Below are 25,303 nucleotides of genomic sequence, written 5' to 3' on the forward strand. Positions count from 1 at the left end.
GGCTCCTTTGCTTAAAATGGGCTTTCGATTTGGCTCATACCGACGTAAACAGACTTGGTCTGGGTGTAGTGATCCAGTGTTTCGATACCATTTTCGCGGCCAATACCGGATTGTTTATATCCCCCAACTGGCATTTCGGCAGGAGAATTACCATAGGCATTGATCCAGGTAATACCGGCTTGCAGTTGGTGGATAACCCGGTGTGCACGTTGAATATCACGGCTAAACACGCCAGCAGCGAGGCCTAAATGGGTGTTGTTAGCGCGTTCAATCGCTTCTTGTTCGTCATCGAACACCATGACGCACATGACCGGACCAAATATTTCTTCACGGACTATGGTCATGTCTTCGTGACAGTCGATGAATATAGTGGGAGCAACAAAGTAGCCGTTAGGCGCCGAAGCCGGGCTCAGAGCATGGCCACCGGTCAGCACAGTTGCGCCTTCCTGTTTGCCCTGCTCAATGTAATCCAGCACCAGCTGCTGATGTTTTTTCGAGATCAAAGCGCCCAGGTTTACTTCGGGATTAAGTGGATCGCCGGCGATGATATTTTGCTCTGTACGGGTTTTTAGTTGCTCAAGGAACTGCGCATACACCCCGCGCTGTACATAAACACGGGTGCAGTTGGTGCAGATCTCGCCCTGAGTGTAGAAGTTGCCTAGCATAGCGGCACTGACTGCCTGCTCGATATCGGCATCATCAAACACCAGTAACGGCGACTTACCGCCCAGTTCCATAGTCACGTTTTTAAGGTTAGAAGCCGCACTTTGCATGACTTTTTTACCTGTGCCCACTTCACCGGTGAATGACACTTTTTCAATTTCCGGATGCAGCGTGAGCCATTGCCCAACTTCAGCAGCGCCTTGTACAACGTTAAAGACACCTGCTGGCATACCGGCCTCGATAAAAATCTCGGCCAGCTTCAGTGCACCCAGCGGGGTTTCTTCAGACGGTTTAAAGATCAAGGCATTACCTGCCGCCAGTGCTGGGCCGGATTTCCAGCAAGCAATTTGCAGTGGGTAGTTCCAGGCACCGATACCCGCGCAAATTCCTAACGGCTCTTTGCGGGTGTAGTAAAAATCATTGCCGACCATCTGTTGCTGGCCAACCTGCGCAGGCGCCAGCCCAGCAAAATACTCGATTACGTCAGCACCGGTTTGAATGTCAACGCACTCGGCTTCTTGCCAGGGTTTACCTGTATCCAGCACCTCAATTTTAGCCAGTTCATCATTACGTTCACGTAATAGTGCCACTGCTTTATTCAGAATTCTGCTGCGCTCAATGGGTGCCATGGCAGACCACTGCGCAAACCCGGCTTTGGCACTGTCGATGGCCGCTTTTTGAATGTGCGCATCGGCCACTTCAACGTGATAAATGACTTCGTTGGTCGCGGGGTTTTTTACCGCAAACCGCTCGCCGGTCTGGTTGGCAAGATAGCGGCCGTGAATAAAGTTCTGGTAGACAGGTGTGGACATATTAGACTCCAAATTGTTGGATGAGGGATTGGATATAACGCTTGGCCAGATCCTGCGCGCTATCAAACTGCGCATCATCGGCTTTATTGAGAACGGCTCTGAGCCACAGGCCGTCGATCATGGCGGCACTCAGCTCTGCGGCTTCGCGCGCTTTGGCTGGGGCCATTAACTGTTTAAACGAGTACAACAAATTGCTGTAAAGTCGGCGAGCATTGACGCGTTGTAAGCGATGTAATTCAGCATCGTGCATGGAATGCGCCCAAAAGCTCAACCAGGTGCGGGTGGTGTCTCGCTGTTGTTGCACCACGGCAAAGTTGGCTTCGACAATAAACATCAGGCGTTGCTCAGGCTTGCATCCCTGAGCTGTGCGTTGCAATAAGCTGCGTTGCAGACTGCTCAGCAGATAGCGCACTGTGGCTTCTATGAGACCTTGTTTACCACCAAAATAGTGGCTAATGATCCCCGAAGACATGCCTGCCTTCTTACTGATACTGTTGATTGTGGTGGCCTGTAATCCAAGCTCTGCTACTGACTGCAAAGTCGCCTCAATCAGCTGCTGGCGACGCACAGGTTCCATTCCGACTTTGGGCATATTTTTATTAATTGATCGTTCAATAAAAATAAATTTTAAGGTGAACAAAGATTAATATCAAGGTTGACATTTTGTAAATGGTATTGGTTTTGTCATTGAATCGGTTTTATGTCTATGAAATTTATTGGAATATTGATTTCTCGGTATAAGTTGAACTTGCTCCTAAATTGCTTTTATCTTGCTCGGAAATCCAACGTTGATGGTTTAAATAACGAGCTGGATTTCTGAAATCGATATAACTTGTGTTGCGTCGGTTGCAAAAGTCATACGTAAAATATGATTTATATAAGGTTCATTGTGCTCTGTTAGGTTTCACTCAAAAGTCAAAATGCTTAGCTATACTTGGCAAAGGCGCTTTGTTCAGTAAGTAGTATATGACTCGATTAGTTATTTCTTTGTTTTTCTTCACGATATTGCCCTGTTCGCTGGCTGTAGGACAGGAGCAAGAGGGATCGGTATTTGCAATGTCGTTTGAAGAGCTGCTCAGTCAGGATGTGACCGTTGCGGCACGTAAAAGCGAAACCTGGCTGGCGTCTTCCGGCACAGTGTATGTGATCAGTCGTTCGGATATAGAACGTTATGGCTGGCGCGACTTAAAAGAGATCCTCACCTCAGTACCCAATATGGATTATTTCTATCAATGGGCCTGGTTGCCAGGCGGGCAGAGAGGTTTTACCGGCAATATGTCGGGGACTTTGATGCTTATTGATGGGCGGGAAGTACAAAATCTGCTGGCTAACGAAGCCTTTATTATGAATAACTTTCCCAGCGCCAGAATTGAGCGTGTTGAAATTTTGCAAGGGCCAAACTCCACCTTGTACGGCGGTAATGCAACTCAAGGGGTGATTAATGTGATCACTCGTTTGGAAAGTGAGGTCAATGAAGTCTCTCTAGTGGTTGGTGAGGTGGGTACACGCCACGGACACGGCTTGCTTCATTTTCAACAAGGCGAGATCGAGCTGGCGGTATCGGCCAGTTATTTTGAAAGCGATCTGGATTATCGTGAAATACGAGAATTTATCGTCGATGATGAAGCGTTTAGTCGAAACAGCAAAGATGGGTTAAGAAACCATGACCCGAATGATTTTCGCAATCGTGAGAAAAATATCACGCTGGACAGCCGACTCAGCACTCCCTGGTTTTACTTTGGCAATAACCTCACCCGCACAACCAACGTAAGTGGTATAGAAGCGGTGGCTTTCGATTATATTACCGGCGATGATACTTATCGCGGTTATAGTAGCTACTATCTGGGTAAGCACATGCAACCGTCGGCAAACTGGTCGGGTAATGTGGAGCTAAGCTATTTTCGGGAATACAAAGAGAAATACCGCTTGAGCGTTGATAACGCTGCTCAGGCAAGCCGCTACGAAGCGTTGGTGTTATATACAGAGCGCGAAGATATCGGCCCGTCGGACAGAATTCGGCTCAATACCCAATGGGCCTATCAGGCAAGCTCTGATCAGGACTGGATACTGGGGTATGATGGCTGGCGCACCAAAATTGGCCGTAAAATCAAATACAGGCAAACTGAAGACGGCGTTAAATTGGTCACCCCAGACTCCTGGCCAACGGACAAGGAACGCTCGGATAAGCATGCTGTGTTTGGGCAATATTCCAGGCTATGGCACTTTGGCGAACGCACACTTAAGGTCAATGCCGGGCTCAGATACCATCGCCAGGATTACACCAATGCCAGCTGGCTACCCCGGATCAGCATGGTTTATCAGCCCAATGTCGATCAGGCAATCAAATTGACTTACGGTAAAGCGTTTCGACCACCAACGATTTTTGAATTTGACCTGGTGGTTGATGATGAAATTGAGTCTCAAAGTATGCAGATGTACGAGCTTAACTGGAGCCAAAAATTTCGCTGGCGTGAGATTGAATTCGCCAATATTTCAGCTCTGTATAGTATGCAGGCGAAGAATTTTTATCAAAAAGTACAGGACCCCAATACCCAGATTTGGCGCACTATAGTGGCAGGAGAACACAGAGTCTCAGGTTGGGAAAACCAATTGCGTTGGCAGGCATCGCGCTGGCACGGACAACTGGCGCTGCGTTATATTTCGCCGGATAAAACCCAGGCGGCGACGCAATCGGTCAGATTGGATGTACCTAGCTATAAGGTCAAGCTGGGGCTGGGTTACACCCTGGATCAGCACTGGCAGGTCTCAGCTTTTGTTGATCACTGGGATAAAGTCCTGACCGAAGCCAACCGTTTTCAACAAAGCGGCACTGAAGTCGTTACAATACCAGCCTGGACAACTCTCAATATGAACCTGACTTATACACAAGGGGAGAGCACCCTGGGGTTGTATGTCGAAAATTTATTCGACAAGACCTATTACCATGGCAATGCCCGGGGCGTGTCTCCTGTAAAGTATATTCAGGCGCCGCGCAATCTGCGCCTGAGCTGGTCATATCGATTTTAGCGGGTAACGAACCCCCCGTTGACAAATAAAGTCTGGCCAGTTATCCAGCGTGCTTCTTCACTGACCAGAAAGTCAATCATGGGCACTACATCGTCGACGTTACCCAGGCGATTCAGGACACTGGCTGCGCTTAGATAGGCCACTGATTGCGCATTTTCCTCGCCATGAAAAAATGCGGTATCTATTGGGCCTGGTGCTACGACGTTGACAGTGACGCCGCGGCTACCAATTTCCTTTGCCAGTGCCCGGGTAAAGTCTTCCAACGGCGCTTTGGCACCGGCATAAGCGCCGTACAGGCCGGTAAACGCGCCGAGTAAAGAGGTGCCCATATTGATAATACGACCCTGATCCTGAATATGTCGGGCTGCGTGCTTCATCATGAGGAATGGGGCCTTGGTGTTAATGGCAAACAGCTGGTCGTAATCTTGCTCTGAGATATCCGCGATGGCTTTTTTCAGCACTTTACCGGCGTTGTTGATCACAATGTCTACTCGGCCGAAGGTTTCCAATGTTTGGCTGTAGAGCGCAAGAACCTGGCTTTCCTGGCTCAGATCGCCCTGAACCACAAGTGCCTGCCTGCCAATCTGAGTGATCTCGGCTGCGGTCTGCTGTGCGTCACTCAGCGATGCATCACTATGATAATGCACCACAACATTCGCGCCTCGTTCGGCCAGTGAAATGGCAAAGGCTCGGCCCATATTACGCGCTGAGCCAGTGACAATAGCGACTTTGTCGGTCAAATCTAAAAGTGTGCTTGAGGTGGACATAATGCTTACTCCTGTTGGATTAGTTGACGAAAGTAAGCTTAGTCGCTTGCGTTTATCTCAGGTATCCCATAAATTTTCATTTATTAATTGCGAAAAATGCAAAAAGTAATGAACACAAATGAGCTGACATTCCTCAAGGTCATAGAAGCTGGCAGTTTGAAAGGTGCTGCCGAGCAACTCAACACAGATCCTTCTTCGGTGAGTCGCAAGGTGGCGGCATTAGAGCAGCACTTGGGTATTAAACTGATTAACCGCTCTACGGTGCGATCCCAGCCGACTGAAGCCGGATTAGTGTATTTTCAGGGGCTAAAACATATTTCGGAGCAGCAGATAGAATTAGAAAATCGTCTGCGGGGGTTGCAGGATCAGCCCAGTGGGACTCTGACTATTGCTGCACCGGTCGATTTTGGTCATCAATTTGTCGTGCCTGTACTCAGTCAGATGCAGACGACTTACGACAATCTTAAGGTCGAGTTACTGCTAGGGAGCCATTTTGAAGACCTGACTGCAAATGGCATCGACGTGGCGGTCCGTATTGGTGTGTTGTCGGATTCGGCCCTGATCTGCCGAGGTCTGGGCATGGCCGAGCGGGTGTTGGTTGCCAGTCCGGATTATCTTGTGCGGGTGGGAGAAATTAATGAGCCGTCGATGCTTGAGCGGTGTCAGTTTGTGTTTTATTCCCGCGCTCAGGGTAACGCGCAGGTGAGAGTGCTAAAAGGCACAAAAGCCATCCAAGTCAAAGTGTCAGGGGGGTTTACAGTGAACAGTGTATCTGCTGTCAGGCAGCTGGTACTTGCTGGTAAAGGGGTGCACCTGGGGCCAAGATGGGCATTCAAAGAGGCGCTGAACAGTGGCAAGTTGGTGGCCTTGTTACCGGATTATCAGCTGGAGGGGTTTCCTGTGCATGCTGTTTATCGGCCCGGTGGATATGTCCCGGCTAAGATCCGATGTTTTATTGATTTGATGAGTGAGCATTGTAAGCGTGCCCTTTAAACGCTGAGCGAACAAACAGCCATTGAAGCAACCTCCCACAGTCAGTCAGCAATATTCTTCATTTTATTCTGTTGGACATTTGGTGTTTAATGATTGACCAATACCACGATAAGGAGCATTTGGTTGCTATTATGAGTCATCTTCAGCTTTACTATTTTCCACTGTCCGGGCACAGCCATAAAGTGCTCACACTTGCGTCAATGCTGGGTCTGAGCATAGAGACTGTGACCGTTGATATAAAATCCGGTGAACACCTGTCTGAGTCGTTTGTACAATTCAACCCGGCTGCCAAGATACCTGTGTTGGTGGATGGGGACACGGTTATCACCGACTCTCATGCCATTTTGTTTTATCTTGCCCGGCAATATGATCCTGCAAGAGTCTGGTATCCAACTGACCTGACTACTCAGGTTGAGATCCAGCGATGGTTTGCCCTGTCTGCCGGTGAGTTGTGTACCGGTCCCGTGGCGCTGCGTGGGATCCGGGTGCTTGGGAAGCCCGGCAATGAGGCGCACGCGATGCAGCAGACGTTAAGGTTATTTTCACTTTTAAGCACCCAGCTTGAGCAAAGCCCCTGGCTTGCCGGGGGAACCCCGACTTTGGCTGACATTGCCTTGTACAGTTATACTGCGCTGATTGCCAGACTTGAGCCAAGCCTGCGTGATTTTCCGCGCGTACTTGACTGGTTGGCGCGCTTTGAGCAATTACCCGGATACCGGGCACTGCCTACAAAATAATCGTATGCTTGGTTGAGATACATTGCTGATTTCGTCAATGTGCCGGTCACAGAGAATGAGGCATTGGCGCAACACCTGACAGCAACCAGGCTTGTCTTGTGGTTGATGGGCCAAATTCAATCAACCCCGTGGCTTGCAGCGCAGTGTGCTGGTAACCCAGCTCAGTCACGCTTAGCTGCAGATAGTATGCGAAAAAGCGCATATAAAAGTGTTGTGCCCCCATATCATCGAATAAATGGTAAATGGCTGTTAGTACATCAGGGTCACCGTTGAGCTTGTCGTGCCCACTGAGCTTGTGCATACCTGTTATCAGATTGTCCAGGTCTGCCTTTAAATCCGGGTGCATGTGTATCACTCTGGCAAGTGTCGGGCCCGGTTTTCTGCGCCAGTTTCGTTCTTTATGTGCGCTTTCATATTGTCTGAGTTGTCTCAAACGTGTGACTGCAAGCTCAATCAGGGTATCGGCGTCTGACTCGTCGGCACTGAGATAGTGCGCAAAGGCTGGTGCATAAAAAGCGCTCCTTAATAATGGGTTGGCCCGGCAGTTAGGCATCTGAAGATGACGGGGCAAAGCCGCTGCCAGTGCTTCTGACAACCGGGCTGGGTTCGCGTCTGCCAGTGTTGGCAGTAAGTCACGAAACGCATCACAAGGTAGGGTGAGTGTTAGTGTGATCTGAATGTCTTGCTGCGCTTTGAGCTTGCGATAGAGTTGCCCGGCAAGGGTATCGACTTCACCGGGTGGAATAAGTCCCCAGACCGCTAACTCATCAGCAAGCTGACAAGCAGCTTGTTCACTCAGGCTGTCCTGATGTGTGCTATGTGCCAGGGTCAGCGTTAGATCAAAGTCTTGCATTGACACCAGAGCCGGGGCTTTAAAGGTCGGCATAGCCGCTTCAAAGTCGAGATAAAACTGGCGTTTCTCTTCGCCCACCTGGTCCTGATAACATCGCTGGCCTTGACCAGCCAGCTTGACATCACCATAAACATTTTCTTGAGTGACAACATGAAACTTGGCATCTTCGCGGCTCATCGCGTGCCAGGAAAAGACGTTGAAGTGGAAACCCCAAGTGTAATGTTGCTGTGTTACGCGCTGATTGAAAAATTGCTCTACATTAACTCGCTTCAGGTGCTTGTTCAGCTGACCCATCAGTCTGCCGGTGACTGCTGCTTCATGCAGTGCCGGTGTGAGTGCGTCGTCGCGCACTGTCAGTTGTAAAAGTGCCTGATGCGCCTGCACGCGATGGTAATGGTAGTAGAAGCTTAGCTCAACACCTGATTGAGCGGCTGTGCAGATAGAGGTTTCCAGGCTCTGCTGAATTTCTTTGATACGCGGTTTTAGTTCTTCGAGTTTGTCCAGCCCCAGTCGTTTCAAGAGCGCTGTCGCAACGGGGAGCAGTTGATTTGGTAATGTATTTGGAGGTAAGTGTGCTGTCAGTGCATCAACCTCTTCCGTAGAGCGTTGAAAGATAGCCTGCACCATAGCCGTGTATGCGACCTGAAACGCTTTTGGGTTACTCAGTTTTGCAGTGATACAGGCATTGACAGTATTTTGTGTATTGTTTGCGGTCGATTTGACATAGCTAAGGCGCAGTATATGAGGTGTGTCGACAGGTCGGACAAATATCACCTGATAACCTCCCTCGATGGAGACCTCAAGGTTGGCGTTCAGACTGGCATTGAACGACAGATCCAGCAGCTCTCCTTGTGCTAGCCAGCGGCTGAACAGATGAAAGTTTCGACACAGCAACTCACTCCATTTTATTGAAGTGTGGACTGTTAATGTACCCTGAGTATCAAGCGCGAGAGACTCACCGGGGTTGAGCGATTTGACGTCCTCGTGGGAATAAATGCAGGGTATAGCGGTCAATTGCGCAGCGAGGGTATCTGCGATGATGTCGCCGGAGCGGGCGCTCAGGCAAGCTGCCAGCTGTATCTGCGTATTGGCCGATATGTGATTTGCTTGCTGGCGGAGCTGCGTTGTGGTGCCGCCAAGTGATGCTGATATTTCATAATGGAGCCAGCAGGTCCGGGGCTCAGCGCCGGTTTGGGTCGAAGGTTGCGTATTTTTAGGGAGCGACTGACTCATTGATGTACGATAATGCACCGGGTGATCCAGTAGCGTTGCAGTCAGTGCGCTACTTGCAATGGCATGGCCACCCAGTGCGGCAAAGGTTGTGTTGTCGGTGAGCTGGCTGTGCAGCAAACGAGCGGGCCCGGTGTAGTCTCTAAAAGAATGACTCAGATGCTGTAGTTGTTGTGATTGATTGTATTGCACATGTAATGGCATGCCATATTCCCTCAAGATAAAAGCACAATGCTGTCAGTAAGTACTCACATTATCTTGTTGGTACTTTAGGTGCAGGCTTCCTACCCTAAGGGATCATGCCCAAGAGCGCAACTCAATCTGGTGGTAATTCAAACCACAGTGCTTCGAGTAGGGTCGTTGCGGTTAGCTCAATAGACTCTTCTTCTGTGAGGCCTACTGCATCGCCTGCATTAAGGTGCGTTTGCGTGGATTGAGCTGCGCCCTTTATGAGGTGCAGATAACCCCAGCTTCCTGGTGCGTTCAGGGTCACAGTCTCGCCAGAAGATAACTGCAAACGATAAAGCCTGGCATCCTGATGGATGACCAATGAGTCGCGCTGTCCATCCTGGGTCACAAGTGGCGTAAGAGGACCTTTTTGGTGAATCGTAGCTTGTGTATAACTGGGATTGAGCCCCTTTTTGTTAGGCCTGATCCAGATCTGTAAAAAGCGGGTTGGCTCAGTCGCAAAATAGTTGTACTCGGAATGTGTGATCCCGGTACCAGCGCTCATCAGCTGAATATCTCCGGCTGGAATAATGTGATGATTGCCTTTACTGTCTTTGTGTTCCAGCGCACCTTGAATAACGTAAGAAATGATCTCCATATCCCGGTGCCCATGGGTATCGAATCCCTTACCCGGCGCCACTGTATCGTCATTGATAACGCGTAGTACGGAAAATCCCATATGTTTAGGGTCGTAGTAATGACCAAATGAAAAGGTATGCTGGCTTTGCAACCAGCCCAGATTAACCAGGCCCCGCTCTGAGCCGCGACGAATTAATGGCATAGCAGTGATGCTCCTAAACTGTGATATCCCTACTTTACTGCTCTATCATGGAGAACAAAATGTGCGAATATCGCACCTACCATTCTGTAAAAAAGAATGGTTGCGTAGTATTGCAAAGCGCGCGCTTTTAAGCCCATATGCTAGAGTTATACAGCCAAATGCAATCTGTTAACCCATTTTCAGGAAGTGTTATGTCGTCATTAAATCAGTTTATTCCATCGCCTGTGATTGCCGTTGCGTCGGCCTACCAAACACACCTTGGCGATATTGATGTATTTATCTGTTTTGCGCAAATAGACGATGACAATCAACTCCTGCTCCAGCTCAGGGAAACTCATGCATTGCAGGTTGGAGATTTGGTCACGGTACATCTGGATAATCGCACCGGTGTTAGCGAATATGACGCTGAGTTGAGTGTTTATCGTTTATCTTATAAAGGCCGGGTAACTGCACTCAATGAGACAGAGATAACCGTTTCTCCAATTGAGTATCAGGTTTATTATGGGATTTCGGTGGAACTGGAATATCGAGCGCCGGAGTATGAATTCCCTGACGATCCGCGTGTGCAAACGCCATTGCCATGCACGCCGTTAACGGCAACGCCTGTAATGGATGATGAGGAACACGACAACAAAGTCGGGGTGTTGATCACTAAGGCGCAATCACAACCACACACCACAGTGATGGCGTTTTTATCCAGCACCGATGATGATGTCTTTTTTATCACTTTGCCACAAACCTTTAAATCCAGCCTGATGAAGCGTGATAATCAGTGCTATTTTGCCATCGACAATCGTGCCAGTTTTACCTTTGAAAACTATGTAGAGTGGAATTACTCCATAATCGCAGGAAAGGTGCATCAGATAGCAAGTGACAGCGCCTTGTTCAATGAGGTGAGAGAATTGTTTATCTCTAAAAACCCCTGGGAAGTGGGGTTTTTCAGTCATCCGGACATTGAAATGTATCACCTGAAAGCTGAAAAGGTAGTGTGTCCTAAGCGATAGTGTTGTCAGATACTGACTGAATCTTGTTTATCTGAGAAGAAGTTTGTTTTTGTCTCGCATCTGATTAGACAATGCCTCTATGAGACTGATCCAGATCACTTTCAGGGGTCGCACTTTCGCGTTACAATTTGTCCAGTTATAAAAATATTTATAAAAATTAACATGGACAGAGAAACATCAACAGTGCAAGTATGGGCCTTAAAAGGCTTCCTTGACGAATTAAAGCGTATTAACGACACCATGGAAGATCGGCGTTTTGTGTTTATACTGGGCGCTGGTGCGTCGATCCAGTCTGGTGTTAAAGGCGCAGCCCCCCTGGCAAGGGAGTGGATGCAAATGCTGTTTCATCGGGTGGTATCGCCCGAGACTGACTTTGACAGCTGGCTTAAGCTGAACCCGCTGGAAATCGATAACTGGCAGCCTGATAACCTGGCTGGTCATTATCCCGAGATATTTGCTCGTTGTTTTTCTGGCGATCATGAGGCCGGCTTCGCAGAACTGGAAAAGGCCATTGAAGCTGGTAGTCCGAGCTTTGGTTATGCCGTACTGGCCTGGATAATGACCAAAACCAGCCACAACATGGTGATCACCACCAATTTCGATAATCTGGTCGCCGACTCTTTGTATATTTACGGTCGTCGCTCTCCTCATGTGATTGGTCACGAAACCCTAGCTGGGTATCTGAAGCCACTGGCACGACGCCCTATGGTGGCCAAAATTCACCGTGACTTGTTTACCGACCCCATCAATGATCCAGATGGCACCGGGCAGCTGAAAAAGCCCTGGGAAGATGCCCTGAAGAATATCTTCAAATTCTATACCCCCATTTTTATTGGCTATGGCGGTAACGACGGCAGTCTGATGAACTTTCTATCTGATTTATCACCAAGGGACATCAGTGGCAGACCGTTTTGGTGCTATTACGAACCTGGTGGACAACCAAACGGCGACATCGCTGCGCTGATGCAAAAGCACAACGGCGTGCTGGTGCCAACGCCAGACTGGGATCAGCTGATGCTGGATATCGGCAACCTCTGGGGTTATAAGCATGATGATCAGTTAAAAGACCTGGAGCGTTACACCAAAGATATGAAGCAAACGCTTCAGGAGCAGGTACTGAATACCTCTCGTGAGGGCGGAGAAGACATCAAAGCAAAACTACTGCCTAAGCCTAAGCAAGAGCAGGATAAAAGCTGGTTGGATTGGACGCTAGAGGCTGAGAATAAGTCGACCTTGGAAGAAAAGCTTGAGCACTATCAGCGGGCTGTTGAGGCTCTACCTGAATCACCTGAATTGCATTTCAACTATGCCAACTGGTTGTCAGAGACTAAACAAAAGGAAGAGGCAGTAAGACACTATAAGGAAGCAATTATTCTAGATCCTGAAGATTATGAGATATATAACAACTGTGCTTTGGTATTGGAGTCTTTAGGGGAAAAAGAAGAAGCAGAATTACACTATAAACAGGCATTAAAGTTAAATTCAGTCTATACATTTGCTTTGAATAATTACGCTTTGCTGTTGGAGGATTTAGATGACGCTGCAACTGCAGAAGTGTACTACAAAAAAGCACTGGAGTTTGACCCCGAGTATTCTAAGGCAATGAATAATTATATTTGTTTGTTGCTTAATCAGAAGCGGCTTGAAGAGGCTGAGTTACTTCTACACAGAGCATTGGATTTATCGCCTGAGGACCCTGTATTCGTTGAGACGAAGTCAGAGTTATTGTTTGCACAAGAAAAATACCAAGATGCGCTAAACACGATAGAGAGAGCACTGGAGCTGGATCCGGGAAGCCAACAAGCTAAAGACATTAAAGCGCAGATCGAGCAAGAGATTAAACGCGGTAAAAAAGGTGATTCGCACAGAAAAAAATAAAAGGCACAGTGTGGTTGTGTTAAGCAGGTTTCGGCTCAGAGCAGGTATGACCGCAGTGTGTACGCTCTCAGCCTTTTAAAATGTCTTACTATCGAATACAACTCCAACCCTTTTCATCCGTTATCCCGTGCTCGATACGGGATCTTGTTTCAGGCGACTCCGTTGATGATGTATTGCGTGGTCTCACCTTCGCCCTTCCTCCCTCCACTATTGCACGATAGTTGTCCCAAAAAGTCACGGTCGCACAGTCAAAGTAACCCCTAAGCCACAATCAAGCGTGATAGGTGTGTCGATGGGCGCTGATTCAGATGTTATCTCGCCGACAGAAAAACGCTCTGCGTCCGTGTTTTGTTCATAAGCGCTGCAGGCATAAATGACATACCAGTGTGCGCCTTCGTGCCACAGTGCAGAGATAGTCGCCTGAAATGTTCTCTGTCCAACTTCGCCACTGAATGTGGTCGCCTCTTCTGATAACGTCAATCTGCCTCCTGGCCATTCAACGACCTTTGACGGGGGGGATACACATGCCATTAAAGACAAAATGAGTGGTATCAGCAGGTAAAATCGTGGCTTGATTATCGGCATGATTGGCCTCTTTTGTTGCACAAGTTCCGGTTAAGATGACACAGAAAAACGTGCTTTTCCAGCTCGGAAATAAGGTGGGATTTAGAGACTGTTGTTAAGCAAAAAAGACCATGTTAATGGCTTTGAAATGGGCTGTTTTATCATCAGTTAGAATAACCATTGCTCAGCCTTCATTGGGCTCTCGTAACCATTCATCACTTTTCCATAAGCGATTTTATCCAATACTTATAATAACTTGCAGCCCATCAAAGCAAAGCAACAAAATGGGTGGCCGGATATGGAACAGCAATTTAAAGATCGCAGAGCAGAACTTTTGGTACAAAAAATGCGCCGTACCGAGCGCTTTATGCGCCATCAGCAGCTCGAAAAGACAGCGGTGTCATTTGGTGGTGAGCAGCTTGAGTTTATCGAGCATGCAATGGTAGATGGACTGAACGAAGACACCATACGCACCATTGAATTTCATCGCAGTTGTCTGGCGGCGGGGATAGACAATGGTCGTCACTACTGGTGCTTTAAACAAGGCGAACAGCTGGTTGGCATGTCCGGTTATCATTATCGCTTATGGGACCCAAAAAGCATTGTCTGGGGAGGCTGGTTTGTAGCCGATCAGCATGTCTCACCTCTGGTCAAAATGGCAATGTTGCTGGATACCCTAAAGGTCTTGTTGGAAGAAACCAACTATGAGGAGCTGTACATTGAGGTGTTTGCCGACACCACGCAGTCCAATATTCTCAATATCTATCATTCTTTGCAGTTTACCTCTTTGGGTCGTTTCGAAAGCTTCTATGGTCCGCAACAGGATATGGTGGTGATGAAACTGGAGTTGGCTGAAGTAAGAGCCTTATGGCTCAACACCACGCGTCCACTTGAGCGGGTTCAGTAGCATGCTCCTGTTATATGTGGAGTCTGGCGCGGGGTCACGAGCACTGGCAGAGGCTCTGGCGAGCGGTTTTCGCAAACAAGGCAAAACCGTTGAGCTGTTGTCAGTGTCTGATCTGTTGCCACAGTGGCTCTCCGACTTGCTGTTTGGTCAGTATTATCAGTGGTGCATGTCGGGCAAACAACATCACAGTAAGTTATATGCAAGCCGCTGGTTTTATCCGTTTCTCTACCGACTATTACCGCTGTGGCTGGCGCTTAAAGGCAATGAAAAGCTGGAAGAAGCGAAAGCGGTGATCCGTCGCCATAACCAGGTGGTTGCCTGTAGTTATTACGGTGCATTTTTCGCCCGTTATTTTGCCAGACTGGCTGGGCACAAGGTCGAAGTCAGTGGCGTGCTGGGTGATTATCAAATCTCTAATGGCTGGCGGACGCCGTTAACTCAGTTGTTTGTTTCTCATCAGTACAGTCATCCTGTGTTGGACTGGCATCGCGCCAGAGGGACCGACATATTGCCCCTGGGTATCCCGACTGAGGTAGCCTCAGACTTAACGGTGACAGACCAAAACACCGCGAAGAAGAAAGAGGCTGCTCTGAACATTTTACTCTGCGGCGGTGGCTGGGGGTTGGGCATTTCGGCTTCAACAGTGGCTTTGTTATTGGCTCAGAACCCCTCTGGTTCGGTGACGGTCATTTGCGGCCAGAATGAGGCTTTACACCAGCTGCTAGGAGCACGTTTTAGACAAGAAGTTGCCCAACATCAGTTGCAACTGGCCGGGTTCGTGTCGGATATGCAGCCCTACTATGCCCAGGCGGACATCATAATTACGAAAGCAGGCGGCCTGACTCTGACCGAAGCGGCCCTGGCCAATACTTGTCTGATCATTCATGGCGCTTTACCCGGGCAAGAGCAACACAATCGAGCGGTGTTTGTCGCTCAGGGCGCAGCACTGAACGCGCGCAATGATCAGCAGCTCAGTGACTTGCTCAACCAAATACAGACATCGGCATCACTGCGCAGCCAAACCATCATGAAGGCTGCCACTTTAGTGAACGCCAATGCATCAAACCAGATTTGTCATCATTTACTCGCAAGTAGCAAATAATATTGTAGGAGTCGATTATGTGGACTAAGAAAGCCACGCAACTGGCGGTCAGCGAATTACCGCAGGCACATCAGAATTTTATGGCCAGAAACCCAGGGTTTACCGCCCATCATCAGGCCAGCACCGAGCGAGTGGCTAACGCCCTCAGACGCTATGCCGCGAGCGGAAAAATCGAAGCAGATAATATCTGTAAGCTGGTCATTAAAATGACCAGCAGCTGTAATTTGCGCTGTGAGCAGTGTTTTCAGTGGCGTGAAACAGGCTTTCACCATGGCCTGGATCCCACGGCCATCCCTTATGAGCAAAGTGGTCATTTATTTGATTTTGTCGAGCGTCAGCGCTGCGACATCATACTGACCGGGGGAGAGCCCACTTTACACCCTGACTTTCCAAAGTTTCTCAGCCGTCTGGCTGAAGCCGGATGCTTTATTTATATCTGTACCAATGGCCTGATGATTAAGCGCCACTTTGAGGTATTGAGTAAGTATCACGATCAGCTGGCCTTTTTGATTTCCATCGATGGCCCAAAAGACATCCATGACTCGATCCGGGGTAAAGGCACCTACAACAAAACCATGGCCGGTATTAAATTGCTGGCTGACGGTAAAAAAGAGGGTAAACAGTGGCTGATCGGGGTAGAGAATACCATGATGGCTAAGAATCTGGACCGGGCGACTGAGTTACTTAATGAGTGCGAAAAGGCGGGTGTTGACTGGATGATCTACAACCACCTGTGGGTCGTGGACATGATGGCGCGCAGCGAATATCACCGCTTTTGTGAAGACTTTGATACTGTGCCTAATTCCTATACCGGATTTGATATGGGGGACTTTCGCTCGGATTACATTGAGCATGTCATCGACACTATAGATACATTGCGTGCCTATCCGGCACAGATCCCCGTGTTGTTCGGGCCGGATTATGATGCGGATGAAATCCGTCAGTACTATCGCGGCAAAATGCCAGCACGGCCACATTATCTCAAAATGGGTGTGAAACTGGATGTTGATATTGGTGGCAAGCTGGTGATGACCAAGCAGTTCCCTGATCTGGTATTTGGTAATGTGCTTGATACCCCAATTGAGGAGCTCATTGCTTCTGAGCCATACCAGCGTGCAGCAAAGACGATGCGTGAGCAAAGTCTAAAGGTGCTCAACGCGTGTCCCGATGCACATAACTTTTTGCTCTAGAGGTGCGCATGTTGTCCGTGATCTTGCCTGCTCATAATGAAGCAAAAACTTTAGCAGTTACTTTGCCGTTACTGGTTGAACAGTTGCCTCTGGATGCTGAGCTGATCGTGGTCTGTGATACCTGTTCGGATGCAACCGTGCAGGTGGCGCGGGCCTATACTGAGCAGGTATTTACTATTTCCGCAGGCAGTGCCGCTGCAACGCGTAATTATGGCGCTGCAAAGGCAAATGGCAACATGCTGCTGTTTCTTGATGCCGATACCGTGTGTAGTGCGCAATTACCAGCGCAGATTGCTCAGTTTGCCAAGGACAGTCACAGAGCTGTGTATGGTACGGCGCCACTGAAGAGCGACAGTGGTCACTGGCTCGGTCGTTTTGTCGCGACGGATATCAATCGTTTTAACCAGCGTCACCAGAGCATGGGCGGCAATTGTTTTGTGTCGGCTGACTTGTTTGAAACCGTTGGTGGCTTTAATACGCGTTTATTACGTGGCGAAGACACCGATCTGGGCGTGCGTTGCCAGCGTGAGGGTGGGCATTATGTGTGGCTTAGTCAAAGTCATTTTGTTCATAACGAGCGAAAGTTCCGCACTCATGGTTACCTGCGATATTACGGCTCGTTGTTACTCGGTGGCGTTTTATGGCAGCTTTCACCGCGCTTGTATGCCCGCAGTCTGGGAGGACAGGCATGATAGAAAAATGCAGAGCCCTATGGCAGGTGCTGTCACTCAAACTGGTTTTATTGAGCAGCTTGAGCGCCTGCACCACCATTTTGATCCTACATACCTTCACCATGGCACTGCAACTGGATAGCAGTAATTCGGCCAGCCTGGCTCAGGGCGCCGTGTGGTTCTCAGTGGCTTTCATTGGCTTTGTGGTGGTGCAGCTGATCTTTCAGCGCAGCGTGATCCGACTGACTGAAACCACCATCAAGACCGTGCGGCTGGATATTCTTGATGCGGTGCGCCATGCGCGATTGCAGATGATCGAGCAATTTGGCCAGGAGCGGATCCTCTCGGCGATTGCTTATGATGCCAACACACTCAGCCAGCTTAATCAGTTCGTCGCGTTAAGTGTGGGCCACTTATTTACCGTGATTGCGGCACTGATTTACATGTTTGTGATTGCGCCTATGGGGGCATTACTTGCACTGGGTCTGATAGCGCTTGCTGTGACGGCCTATTGCTTACGCTTTGCCCGCATTCATCAGGGATATGAACGTGCGCGAGAGGCTGAGGACAGCTTCTTTACGCACTTGCATGATCTGTTGATGGGGATCCGGGAAGTGAAGCAAAATGCTGTGCGCAATGACTCGCTGTATCAGGAACACCTGACCCGGGATGCGACTGCAGTCCAGCACAATAAAATCATGGCGGAATGTCGTTTTGCGCATAATCAGCTGATGTTGATGGCCGCACTTTATCTATTGGCTGCGGTGGCGGTATTTGTTGCGCCGCTGTGGTTTGCCTTATCGCCCCAGCAGAGTATCAGCTTTGTGATCATCACTTTGTTTATGGTGAGCCCGTTCCACAGCAGTATGGAGTTATTTCGGGTGCTTAGTCAGCTCCAGGTTTCGCAACAAAAGCTGGCTGAAATCAAACAACTGGCCTGCGAAGCCGGGGAGCAGAGCATTGTGCCATCAGACGTGTCGTTTTCGCATCGGCTGACGCTCCACAAGTTGATGTTTGAGTACCAGCAAGGGTTTACCGTGGGACCTGTTAATCTGGAGGTTAATCAGGGAGATATCGTGTTTATATCTGGCGGTAATGGCTCCGGTAAAACCACCTTTATGCGCTTACTCAGTGGCTTGTATACGCCGCGAAGTGGCCAGATCTGGCTTGATAATACCCAGTTGGATGATGCTCAGTTATTGGCTTATCGCCAGCTGTTTTCCGGTATCTCGGCGGACAGTGTGGTGTTTGCTGATCGCTATGGTCAGCCGATGCATGAAGCGTTGATCAATCAATGGCTGGACAAGCTGGCGTTGAGCGACAAAGTGCAGTTTCGTGACGGCCGCTTTACCAATACCCGCTTGTCGACGGGCCAGATGAAGCGCCTGGCCCTGGTGCAGGCTTTGATGGAAGAGCGTCCTATTCTGGTGCTGGACGAATTTGCCGCCAACATCGACCCCGAAAGTCGTCAGGTGTTTTACCGCCAGTGGTTACCGACACTCAAGGCTATGGGTAAAACCCTGTTCGTGATCACCCATGATGAGGCGTACTTTGATTGTTGTGACTGCCATTACCTGATGCGTGATGGTCAGCTTCATCCCTATCCGGCACAGTCGTTGTCGCTGGTTAAATCCCACTAAGGAGCTTGCTATGAAAGATTATCAGTTAACCTGGTTGGCACCAAGGGTGACAACGCAAACGACGGCAATATTGGTGCCGTTTTATAATGAAGCAGGTGATAAAACACACTTTGCTGAGCGACTGGCTTACTTTGATGGGCTGGCAGCCCGTCATCCCGAACTTGATATTATCCTCATTGATGACGGCTCTACCGATCAACCCTTCTCGGCCAACACAGAGCAGCTAACACATCTTAGCCTCAGCCGGGTGACGCCAAATGGTCAAAAGATTGGGGCGCTTTACACTGTGATCCAAGCTTTATCTCATCAGTACATCATTTTCACCGACTTTGATACTGAGCTTCAGGGTCTGGATAACCTGCCTGATATACACAACAAGTTAGCGGCGGACGCCACTGCAATGGGTTGCTATTTCAGTATGCGCCCCACAGCCGGTAACACGCCCGCGGTGCAGTTTCAGATGCTGGAATATGCGCTGGAGCGAGCGAGTTATCAATTCAGTAAGAATGAGGGCAGTGTGCCTATTATGCCGGGTGCGGGCTGCTTGTATAAGCGGCCAGTCATAGAGGATCTGTTGTCCCGGCACAGCGGGCTGCGCAGCGGTGAAGACAGAGAAACGTGTTTGCTGGGTCTGGAGCTGGGCTATACGGTATTTTATGCACCTCAGATTGAGGCGCTGACACAGCCGCCGCAAACCTTCGCTGCTTTACTGCATCAACGTCGGCGCTGGTCGCAGGGGTTTGTAGAGGTCGCGCTGCATAAAGCGGCGTTTTATCGCAATCAGATGGCAGAGAAAACCGTATTAGGACTGCGCCATCGGATCGATATGATTTCAGTGAGCATTTTTTTATTAATGCCGCTGATATTACTGATGGCATTTCTTATCAGCAGTACTGTCGGCATGGCCCTGGTTCTGGCGTGGACGGCACTGGGCTTTGTTGAAACCTTCTGGTTGTACAGCAAAGCCAGCGATGAATTTCGTACCATCCCCCACCATAAGCTGAAGTTGTTTCTGATCCCATTTGCACGCGTGCTGCTGGAAGTGCCAACCTGGTGGCGGGTGATAGGACGAGTCTGTCTGAACAAACTACAAGGCAAAGGAGCGTGCGCATGAGCAATTACTTTGTAGCCCAAACCGGCAACCCGTTTATTGCGGGTCAGTATAGCCGAGTACACAGTCTGGGTATGGATTGCCGGCCCCGTCATTTGACCCGCCAGCTGGAGCTGGGCTGTCGACGCGGACCATTTGACTGGATCGGTGGTCGTTCTGTCGCCGATCTCGATAAGGCACTGCAAACGCGGTGCAAAGAGGTACTCTTACTGGAGAACCTGGAGCCTTATGAACCTGATTGCAAAGAATATCGAAAATACGCCGATCGCTCAGCGGGATATCTTTCTGCCCATGACTTTGCGGTTGAAAATCATGATCTGGTGCGTGAGTATCCCGTATTTCGTGAGAAGTTTGATGGTATTTGCAATCGCTTCTTTTCTGAACTGGCCGAACTTGACAGTGTGCTGTTTTTTTTAAGTGTGGCGCTGGAAGAAAATGCCGACTGGCAGTTTGAAACGCCGGACGAGATCCTGGCTAACACGCTGCAATTAAAAGCGACGCTTGAGCAAGTGTGCCCAAATGCTCAGGTCGCTCTGCTGGTGGCCACCTTTCATGACGAGCTGGTTGAACACAGCCGGCCCGGGCTGGCGTTTACCCGTAAATACACCTTTGATAATGATGAGCCCTGGATGGAAGGTCAGGAGCTGATACATTGGAGCAATATGCTGCTCGGTGTCAATGGCTTTACCGGGCTTGCACCCCACAGGGAGTCGGCATGAGCGCAGTCAACCTGGCCGATATGGTCGCCAATATCCTGAATCAGCCGAGTCAGGCTGTGGCACTTCAGGGCGATAACTGGACCTGCAATTATGGCGAACTGCGCGGGCAAGTGATGAGATGTGTTAAGCAGCTGCGCAGCTTGGGAATTCAGTCAAATGATTGTGTTGCTGTGTATGGCGATGATCCGCGCTTAAGCGCCGTGGGGATAATCAGCGTACTGTTGCTTGGCGGTACTTTTGTCTGTCTGGACGTGCATTTTCCTGTTACACGCAAGCAGCATATGTTGGCACGCAGCCACGCGCGCGTTGTACTTTATAGTCAGGATGACCCAGGTTTAGGTGGTCCAAGTTGTCGAGTCGAGCTGGATTGCGTTTTGGCCGATGATGCATCGGCGACTTGTGACGTATCGACAGACAATCAGGATGAGACTACGCGCGTTGCCTACCATGTGTATACCTCTGGCAGCACCGGCCAGCCAAAGGGCATCGCGATTTCACGGCACAGCCTGGCTCAGCAGATCCAGGCTGCTCAGCAACAATACCAGCTGACACCGGGCAATCGTGCCTTATGTATTTTATCCAGCTCAACAGACGCCTTTTTGCAGCAATTATTGATGTTTCTCTCGGCCGGGGCTTGTGTGTGTTTCACACAAGGTTCAGTGCTTGATCCAGCCGAGTTTGCAAAGGTCTGCATCTCGCAGACAATCACCCATATTGATGTGCCCCCCAGCTTGATGGCGAACTTTTTGGCAGATCCCAAAGCCCGTGACTGGCTGTCGAGCATGCACCTGAGTACGGTGATCCTTGGCGGTGAAGAGTTCAGTCACAACATAGTACGTCAATGGGACAGACTTAATTTGTTTGAACACATTGCGTTATACAACGAATATGGCCCATCCGAAGCCACAGTGACCTCCTGCTTACATCAGGTAACTCAGGCAGACTTAAAGCGCAGTCGGGTGCCTATTGGCAGGCCTTCGGCGGGCAGTATTTTGCTGATTGTGGACGAGCATGGCAGACCGGCCAGACAAGGTGAGTTACTGATCGGTGGTGAAGGGGTGGCGCTGGAATATCTGGCAGAGCCGCAAAAAACAGCTCAGCAGTTTATTTCAATGGCGCGCTTGGCAGGACGCAGCGATTCTATCGCAGTGGCGATCTGGTGTGCCGGGATGAGCAGGGGCTGATCACCTATCTTGGGCGGCTGGACAATCAGGTTAACCTGCTTGGCCATCGGATTGAGTTAGAAGGCATTGAAGCCGTGCTGGATCAGTACCCGGGCATCCGCAGTTCGGCGGTATTGTGTGTTGGCACTCAGCTGATCGCTTTCCTGGCGGGCGACCTCAATGATGCGGATACGACCGCGCTGCGTAAAATGCTGAGCGAGGCATTACCTGCCTATATGTTGCCAGCACAGTTTTTTTACTATACGCAGCTGCCAACCACCGCGATTGGTAAAATTGATAAGCCAGCTTTAAAGCGCGTTGCTGAACTTAGATTAGAGCAACGCAAACAGGTGGCGACCTTGCCAGAGTTAGTCGCACAGAGTCTGAATGTGCCCTTGGCTTATCTCAATAGTAACAAGGGCTACAAAGCACAGGGAGGTGACTCACTGAAAGCGCTGACGTTACAAACCCGTGCCAGACAACATGGCTGGTCAGTATCGTTAAGCCAGTTGCTCAGCGATGTACCTCTGGCCCGGTTAACGTCTTCTTCGGCTCGCACCTCATTACGTTTTGAGCCAGCGTTGCTTAACTTTGCTCTGCCTAATAAGCTGGCCATGATCCATATCGATGGGATTGAGCGCTGGCAGGTATGTACTATGTTGTTCACTCAACAACAGCTGAGCTGTGAAAAAGTCCATCAGGTTGTGCGTATATTACTGCTGAAATACCCGGCTTTAAGGCTGCGCTTTGACCCAATAAACATGACGCAGCGTGTGAGTAAAGGGGCTTTACACTTGAGTGCTGAGCTCACGGTAGCGAGCTTTGATGATTTTAAACAGCAAGCCCGGGCGGCATTTAAAGCTTGTTTGGCTGAGTCTTCATTATCAGAGCAATTGGTGACCATTGCTAGTTATCGCAGTCGTTATGGACACATAGTCGCCCTGGGGATCAGCCACTTATTGGTGGATGATATCAGTTTGCAAGTACTCAGTAGCGACCTCGAAAGCCTGCTGAACGCCCCCAAACACTTCGACAGACAGCGAGACTGGGCGCTATTGCATTGGCAGCGGCAATGTCACAATGCGGTCATGGCGGGCCATTTTAATGCCGATCTTAGCTACTGGCGGGAAGCGTTGAACACACGTGGTGCATTTTGTCAGGAAGCGGAACGTAAACTCGTAAAGCTTCATAACAACAAGCCTATCTATAGCCAGGTACAATTAGCCACCCCACAGCAGCTAGCTTTGTTATTACCGCGCTTAGCCCGTCAGGGCACATCACTACAAGCGGTGTTGTTTGCTGCCTTGGCACACAGTTACTATCAATGTAGCGGTGACAGTGCCGTTGCTGTCGCACTGGAAAACAATGGCAGACAGCCTTTCACAGGCAGTGTCAGCGGGATCTCGGTGGAAGTGGGGCAGGCAGTGGGCTGGTTTGCTCACAGTGCGCCGTTGCTGCTGCATGCGGGTGAGGAACCAGATTCACAATTGGCACTGACGCAAGCGGATTTAGCCAGATACCCGGTGGGTGGGCACAGTTATGGCTGGCTAAGTATGTTTAGCACGGATGAGGCATTTAAAACGCTGGTGCAAACCCAGGCACCCAGAGTGTCGGTTGCTTTTGCAGATCTGGGTGATTTGCCGGAGCAGCAGTTGTTTGCTCAGCCAAGGTTTGGTCTGAGCGGGCAGGATTGGCTGACAGACGAGCAGGTATTTGCCTTTGAACAGCGTTATCACTGGTTACAGGTTCGTTTTGTTCGCGATCAAGATGTTGGTCTGGTCGTTGAGTTAAACAGTGATGCCGACCTTGTCAGCGAGCTTTGGCTGGACAGTTTATCTGGATTGATAGCGAGGTGCTTTGACGAGAATTGTTGCGAGTGACAGACTATTTTACTCCGGCAACTGGCGGAAAAAGTGCCTGATATGTTATAAGCTTAGGTACCTGTTTCAGTAGGTAGGGTAAAAGTGCAATTAGGTCGAGACTACTTAACATTCATATTTGTCAGCCTGCTATGCTTAAGTGCATTTAGTACAGCGGCACAGACCTGTGCGCAAACTGTTACAGTCAGTGCCAGCGACAACTGGCCACCCTATTCCTATCGGGTAGATGAGCAATATCACGGACTGGATATTGAGATCCTCGAGCTGGTCCTGAAAAGTGCCAATTTATGTTGGCGCTATGTATCATTCCCCTCATCCAGCCGGACTTTTGAAGAATTTAAAAAAGGTAAAGTCGATGTGATTTTTGCAGCCAGCTTTACCCAGGAACGACGCCGGTTTTCGGAGTTCAGCTTGCCGTATCGGGATGAGGTGATGCAGTTGTTTCGCCACGTTGATAACCCTTTGAGTCCGCAAAGTGCATTTGCGCCTACCTTAAGCTTTTTGACCAAGTCTATCGTGGCCGTGAATCGCGGCAGTGTCTATGGTGATGCCTTTTCACGCATAGTTCAGCAGTGCCCGGATTGTGTGGTGGACATTAACCTGGCCACAGAGCGTTTTGACTTGTTGGTCAAAAAGCGTGTCGACTATGTGGTGGAAGATTTGTTCACCGGTATTTATTTAATTAAACGTGACCCCTACAAGGCGCATGTGAGGGCAAGCCGTTTGACCGTACATAAAAACCCCGCGCATTATATGATCCGGCCAGGCCTGTTCAGTGAGCAACAATTGCAGCAATTCAACTTGGCTATTGTGCGCAATCAGGCGGCGATTGACGGGTTGATAGATTTACATTTTCAGCGCCTGTTATCCGGTTCTGTGCAAACTAAGCAGTAAGCGTGCACTGTGCTGGTCGGCGCATATGGTATTCAAATTCGTCTTCATCGTAAGTTTTGAAGCCCAGTGAGAAATACAAATGACGGGCCGGGTTGTGTTTGAGCACAGTCAGGAAAAACGGGTTCTCGGGATATTGTTCAAACATGTGCCTGAGTGTGTTGCGTCCCAGCCCTTGCTTTTGATATTGCGGATCAATTTGTAACTGCATCACCTCCACTTGTTTGTCTCGCAGTCGGAATTTGAGGGTTCCGACCCTCACCTGATCAATGATCAGCAAATGAGAATGAGCATAGTCTTCCTCAAGCCGGCACAGATGCGCCTCGTCACTGAGGAAAACTCCTTCCCGTTCCAGATGTTCCACCATAGTTTGCAGACGTAGGTTTAACAGATAGGGTTTGTCGGTATCGCAAGCTTGCTTTAGTTCAATATGCATTGTCCTTTCCTTGTTCTGTTTGTGGTTATTTCGTCAGAGTGCGTGGATATGCAGCA

Annotated in this window: 22 protein-coding genes; 15 read left to right on the forward strand and 7 right to left on the reverse strand. The window is 49.4% G+C overall.

The window, feature by feature from the left end; translation table 11 throughout:
- Positions 1-11: 11 nt before the first annotated feature.
- Together betB and betI are read right to left on the reverse strand one after the other, a co-directional pair.
- On the reverse strand, positions 12-1,475 hold the full coding sequence (gene betB, locus IY568_RS12865; RefSeq protein ID WP_194867764.1) for a betaine-aldehyde dehydrogenase: 1,464 nt from the start codon (positions 1,473-1,475) through the stop codon (positions 12-14).
- 1 nt (position 1,476) lies between these two features.
- Positions 1,477-2,067 (reverse strand): transcriptional regulator BetI, encoded by a 591-nt coding sequence (betI, locus tag IY568_RS12870; RefSeq protein ID WP_125560437.1) that lies wholly within the window; start codon positions 2,065-2,067, stop codon positions 1,477-1,479.
- A gap of 374 nt (positions 2,068-2,441) precedes the next feature.
- On the opposite strand from betI, the gene IY568_RS12875 reads away from it, so the two are divergent.
- A complete protein-coding gene (locus IY568_RS12875; protein WP_194867765.1) occupies positions 2,442-4,502 on the forward strand; it encodes a TonB-dependent receptor plug domain-containing protein in 2,061 nt (686 codons plus the stop codon).
- Here the strand turns inward: IY568_RS12875 and IY568_RS12880 are convergent.
- Complete coding sequence (locus IY568_RS12880; protein ID WP_194867766.1) at positions 4,499-5,269, reverse strand: SDR family oxidoreductase; 771 nt, start codon at positions 5,267-5,269, stop codon at positions 4,499-4,501. The two genes, IY568_RS12875 and IY568_RS12880, sit on opposite strands and share 4 nt — an antisense overlap.
- 108 nt (positions 5,270-5,377) lie before the next feature.
- On the opposite strand from IY568_RS12880, the gene IY568_RS12885 reads away from it, so the two are divergent.
- Together IY568_RS12885 and IY568_RS12890 are read left to right on the forward strand one after the other, a co-directional pair.
- A complete protein-coding gene (locus IY568_RS12885) occupies positions 5,378-6,262 on the forward strand; it encodes a LysR family transcriptional regulator (protein ID WP_194867767.1) in 885 nt (294 codons plus the stop codon).
- A gap of 89 nt (positions 6,263-6,351) precedes the next feature.
- Positions 6,352-6,999, forward strand: a complete 648-nt coding sequence (locus IY568_RS12890) for a glutathione S-transferase family protein (protein WP_194867768.1) — start codon at positions 6,352-6,354, stop codon at positions 6,997-6,999.
- A gap of 46 nt (positions 7,000-7,045) precedes the next feature.
- On the opposite strand, the gene IY568_RS12895 is transcribed toward IY568_RS12890, so the two are convergent.
- Positions 7,046-9,286, reverse strand: a complete 2,241-nt coding sequence (locus tag IY568_RS12895; protein WP_194867769.1) for a hypothetical protein — start codon at positions 9,284-9,286, stop codon at positions 7,046-7,048.
- 112 nt (positions 9,287-9,398) lie between these two features.
- Complete coding sequence (locus tag IY568_RS12900; RefSeq protein WP_194867770.1) at positions 9,399-10,091, reverse strand: pirin family protein; 693 nt, start codon at positions 10,089-10,091, stop codon at positions 9,399-9,401.
- 191 nt (positions 10,092-10,282) lie between these two features.
- Between IY568_RS12900 and IY568_RS12905 the strand changes: the two genes are divergently transcribed.
- Both IY568_RS12905 and IY568_RS12910 read left to right on the forward strand, forming a co-directional pair.
- The gene (locus IY568_RS12905) at positions 10,283-11,095 is read left to right on the forward strand and encodes a hypothetical protein (protein ID WP_125560451.1); all 813 of its coding nucleotides are present in this window, start codon (positions 10,283-10,285) and stop codon (positions 11,093-11,095) included.
- Between the two features lie 162 nt (positions 11,096-11,257).
- Positions 11,258-12,973 carry a tetratricopeptide repeat protein gene (locus IY568_RS12910; protein ID WP_194867771.1) on the forward strand — a complete coding sequence of 572 codons (1,716 nt, stop codon included), beginning with the start codon at positions 11,258-11,260 and terminating at the stop codon, positions 12,971-12,973.
- Positions 12,974-13,207: 234 nt separating this feature from the next.
- On the opposite strand, the gene IY568_RS12915 is transcribed toward IY568_RS12910, so the two are convergent.
- A complete protein-coding gene (locus IY568_RS12915) occupies positions 13,208-13,453 on the reverse strand; it encodes a hypothetical protein (RefSeq protein WP_194867772.1) in 246 nt (81 codons plus the stop codon).
- A gap of 382 nt (positions 13,454-13,835) precedes the next feature.
- Between IY568_RS12915 and IY568_RS12920 the strand changes: the two genes are divergently transcribed.
- The 10 genes from IY568_RS12920 to IY568_RS12965 all read left to right on the forward strand — a co-directional run bounded on the left by IY568_RS12920 (position 13,836) and on the right by IY568_RS12965 (position 24,814).
- Complete coding sequence (locus tag IY568_RS12920; protein ID WP_194867773.1) at positions 13,836-14,444, forward strand: hypothetical protein; 609 nt, start codon at positions 13,836-13,838, stop codon at positions 14,442-14,444.
- A gap of 1 nt (position 14,445) precedes the next feature.
- Positions 14,446-15,546 carry a glycosyltransferase gene (locus IY568_RS12925; protein WP_194867774.1) on the forward strand — a complete coding sequence of 367 codons (1,101 nt, stop codon included), beginning with the start codon at positions 14,446-14,448 and terminating at the stop codon, positions 15,544-15,546.
- A 17-nt stretch (positions 15,547-15,563) separates the two neighbouring features.
- On the forward strand, positions 15,564-16,736 hold the full coding sequence (locus IY568_RS12930) for a radical SAM protein (RefSeq protein ID WP_194867775.1): 1,173 nt from the start codon (positions 15,564-15,566) through the stop codon (positions 16,734-16,736).
- Positions 16,737-16,744: 8 nt separating this feature from the next.
- Positions 16,745-17,428 (forward strand): glycosyltransferase, encoded by a 684-nt coding sequence (locus IY568_RS12935; protein WP_194867776.1) that lies wholly within the window; start codon positions 16,745-16,747, stop codon positions 17,426-17,428.
- Positions 17,425-19,047: an ATP-binding cassette domain-containing protein gene (locus IY568_RS12940; protein ID WP_194867777.1), complete on the forward strand. Its 1,623-nt coding sequence runs from the start codon at positions 17,425-17,427 to the stop codon at positions 19,045-19,047. The genes IY568_RS12935 and IY568_RS12940 overlap by 4 nt, the downstream gene beginning before the upstream one ends.
- Before the next feature lie 10 nt (positions 19,048-19,057).
- Positions 19,058-20,161 carry a glycosyltransferase gene (locus IY568_RS12945; RefSeq protein ID WP_194867778.1) on the forward strand — a complete coding sequence of 368 codons (1,104 nt, stop codon included), beginning with the start codon at positions 19,058-19,060 and terminating at the stop codon, positions 20,159-20,161.
- Positions 20,158-20,877, forward strand: a complete 720-nt coding sequence (locus IY568_RS12950) for a DUF1796 family putative cysteine peptidase (protein WP_194867779.1) — start codon at positions 20,158-20,160, stop codon at positions 20,875-20,877. Before IY568_RS12945 ends, IY568_RS12950 begins: the two co-directional genes overlap by 4 nt.
- A complete protein-coding gene (locus IY568_RS12955) occupies positions 20,874-22,061 on the forward strand; it encodes an AMP-binding protein (protein ID WP_194867780.1) in 1,188 nt (395 codons plus the stop codon). The genes IY568_RS12950 and IY568_RS12955 overlap by 4 nt, the downstream gene beginning before the upstream one ends.
- On the forward strand, positions 22,037-23,920 hold the full coding sequence (locus tag IY568_RS12960) for a condensation domain-containing protein (protein ID WP_194867781.1): 1,884 nt from the start codon (positions 22,037-22,039) through the stop codon (positions 23,918-23,920). The genes IY568_RS12955 and IY568_RS12960 overlap by 25 nt, the downstream gene beginning before the upstream one ends.
- Before the next feature lie 84 nt (positions 23,921-24,004).
- On the forward strand, positions 24,005-24,814 hold the full coding sequence (locus IY568_RS12965) for a substrate-binding periplasmic protein (protein ID WP_194867782.1): 810 nt from the start codon (positions 24,005-24,007) through the stop codon (positions 24,812-24,814).
- Here IY568_RS12965 and IY568_RS12970 read toward each other — a convergent pair.
- Positions 24,804-25,247, reverse strand: a complete 444-nt coding sequence (locus tag IY568_RS12970) for a GNAT family N-acetyltransferase (RefSeq protein ID WP_125560474.1) — start codon at positions 25,245-25,247, stop codon at positions 24,804-24,806. The two genes, IY568_RS12965 and IY568_RS12970, sit on opposite strands and share 11 nt — an antisense overlap.
- Positions 25,248-25,303: the final 56 nt, after the last annotated feature.

Origin of the sequence: Pseudoalteromonas sp. PPB1 (assembly GCF_015356275.1) — a bacterium.
In the GTDB taxonomy this organism is placed as follows: Bacteria; Pseudomonadota; Gammaproteobacteria; order Enterobacterales; family Alteromonadaceae; genus Pseudoalteromonas; species Pseudoalteromonas rubra_D.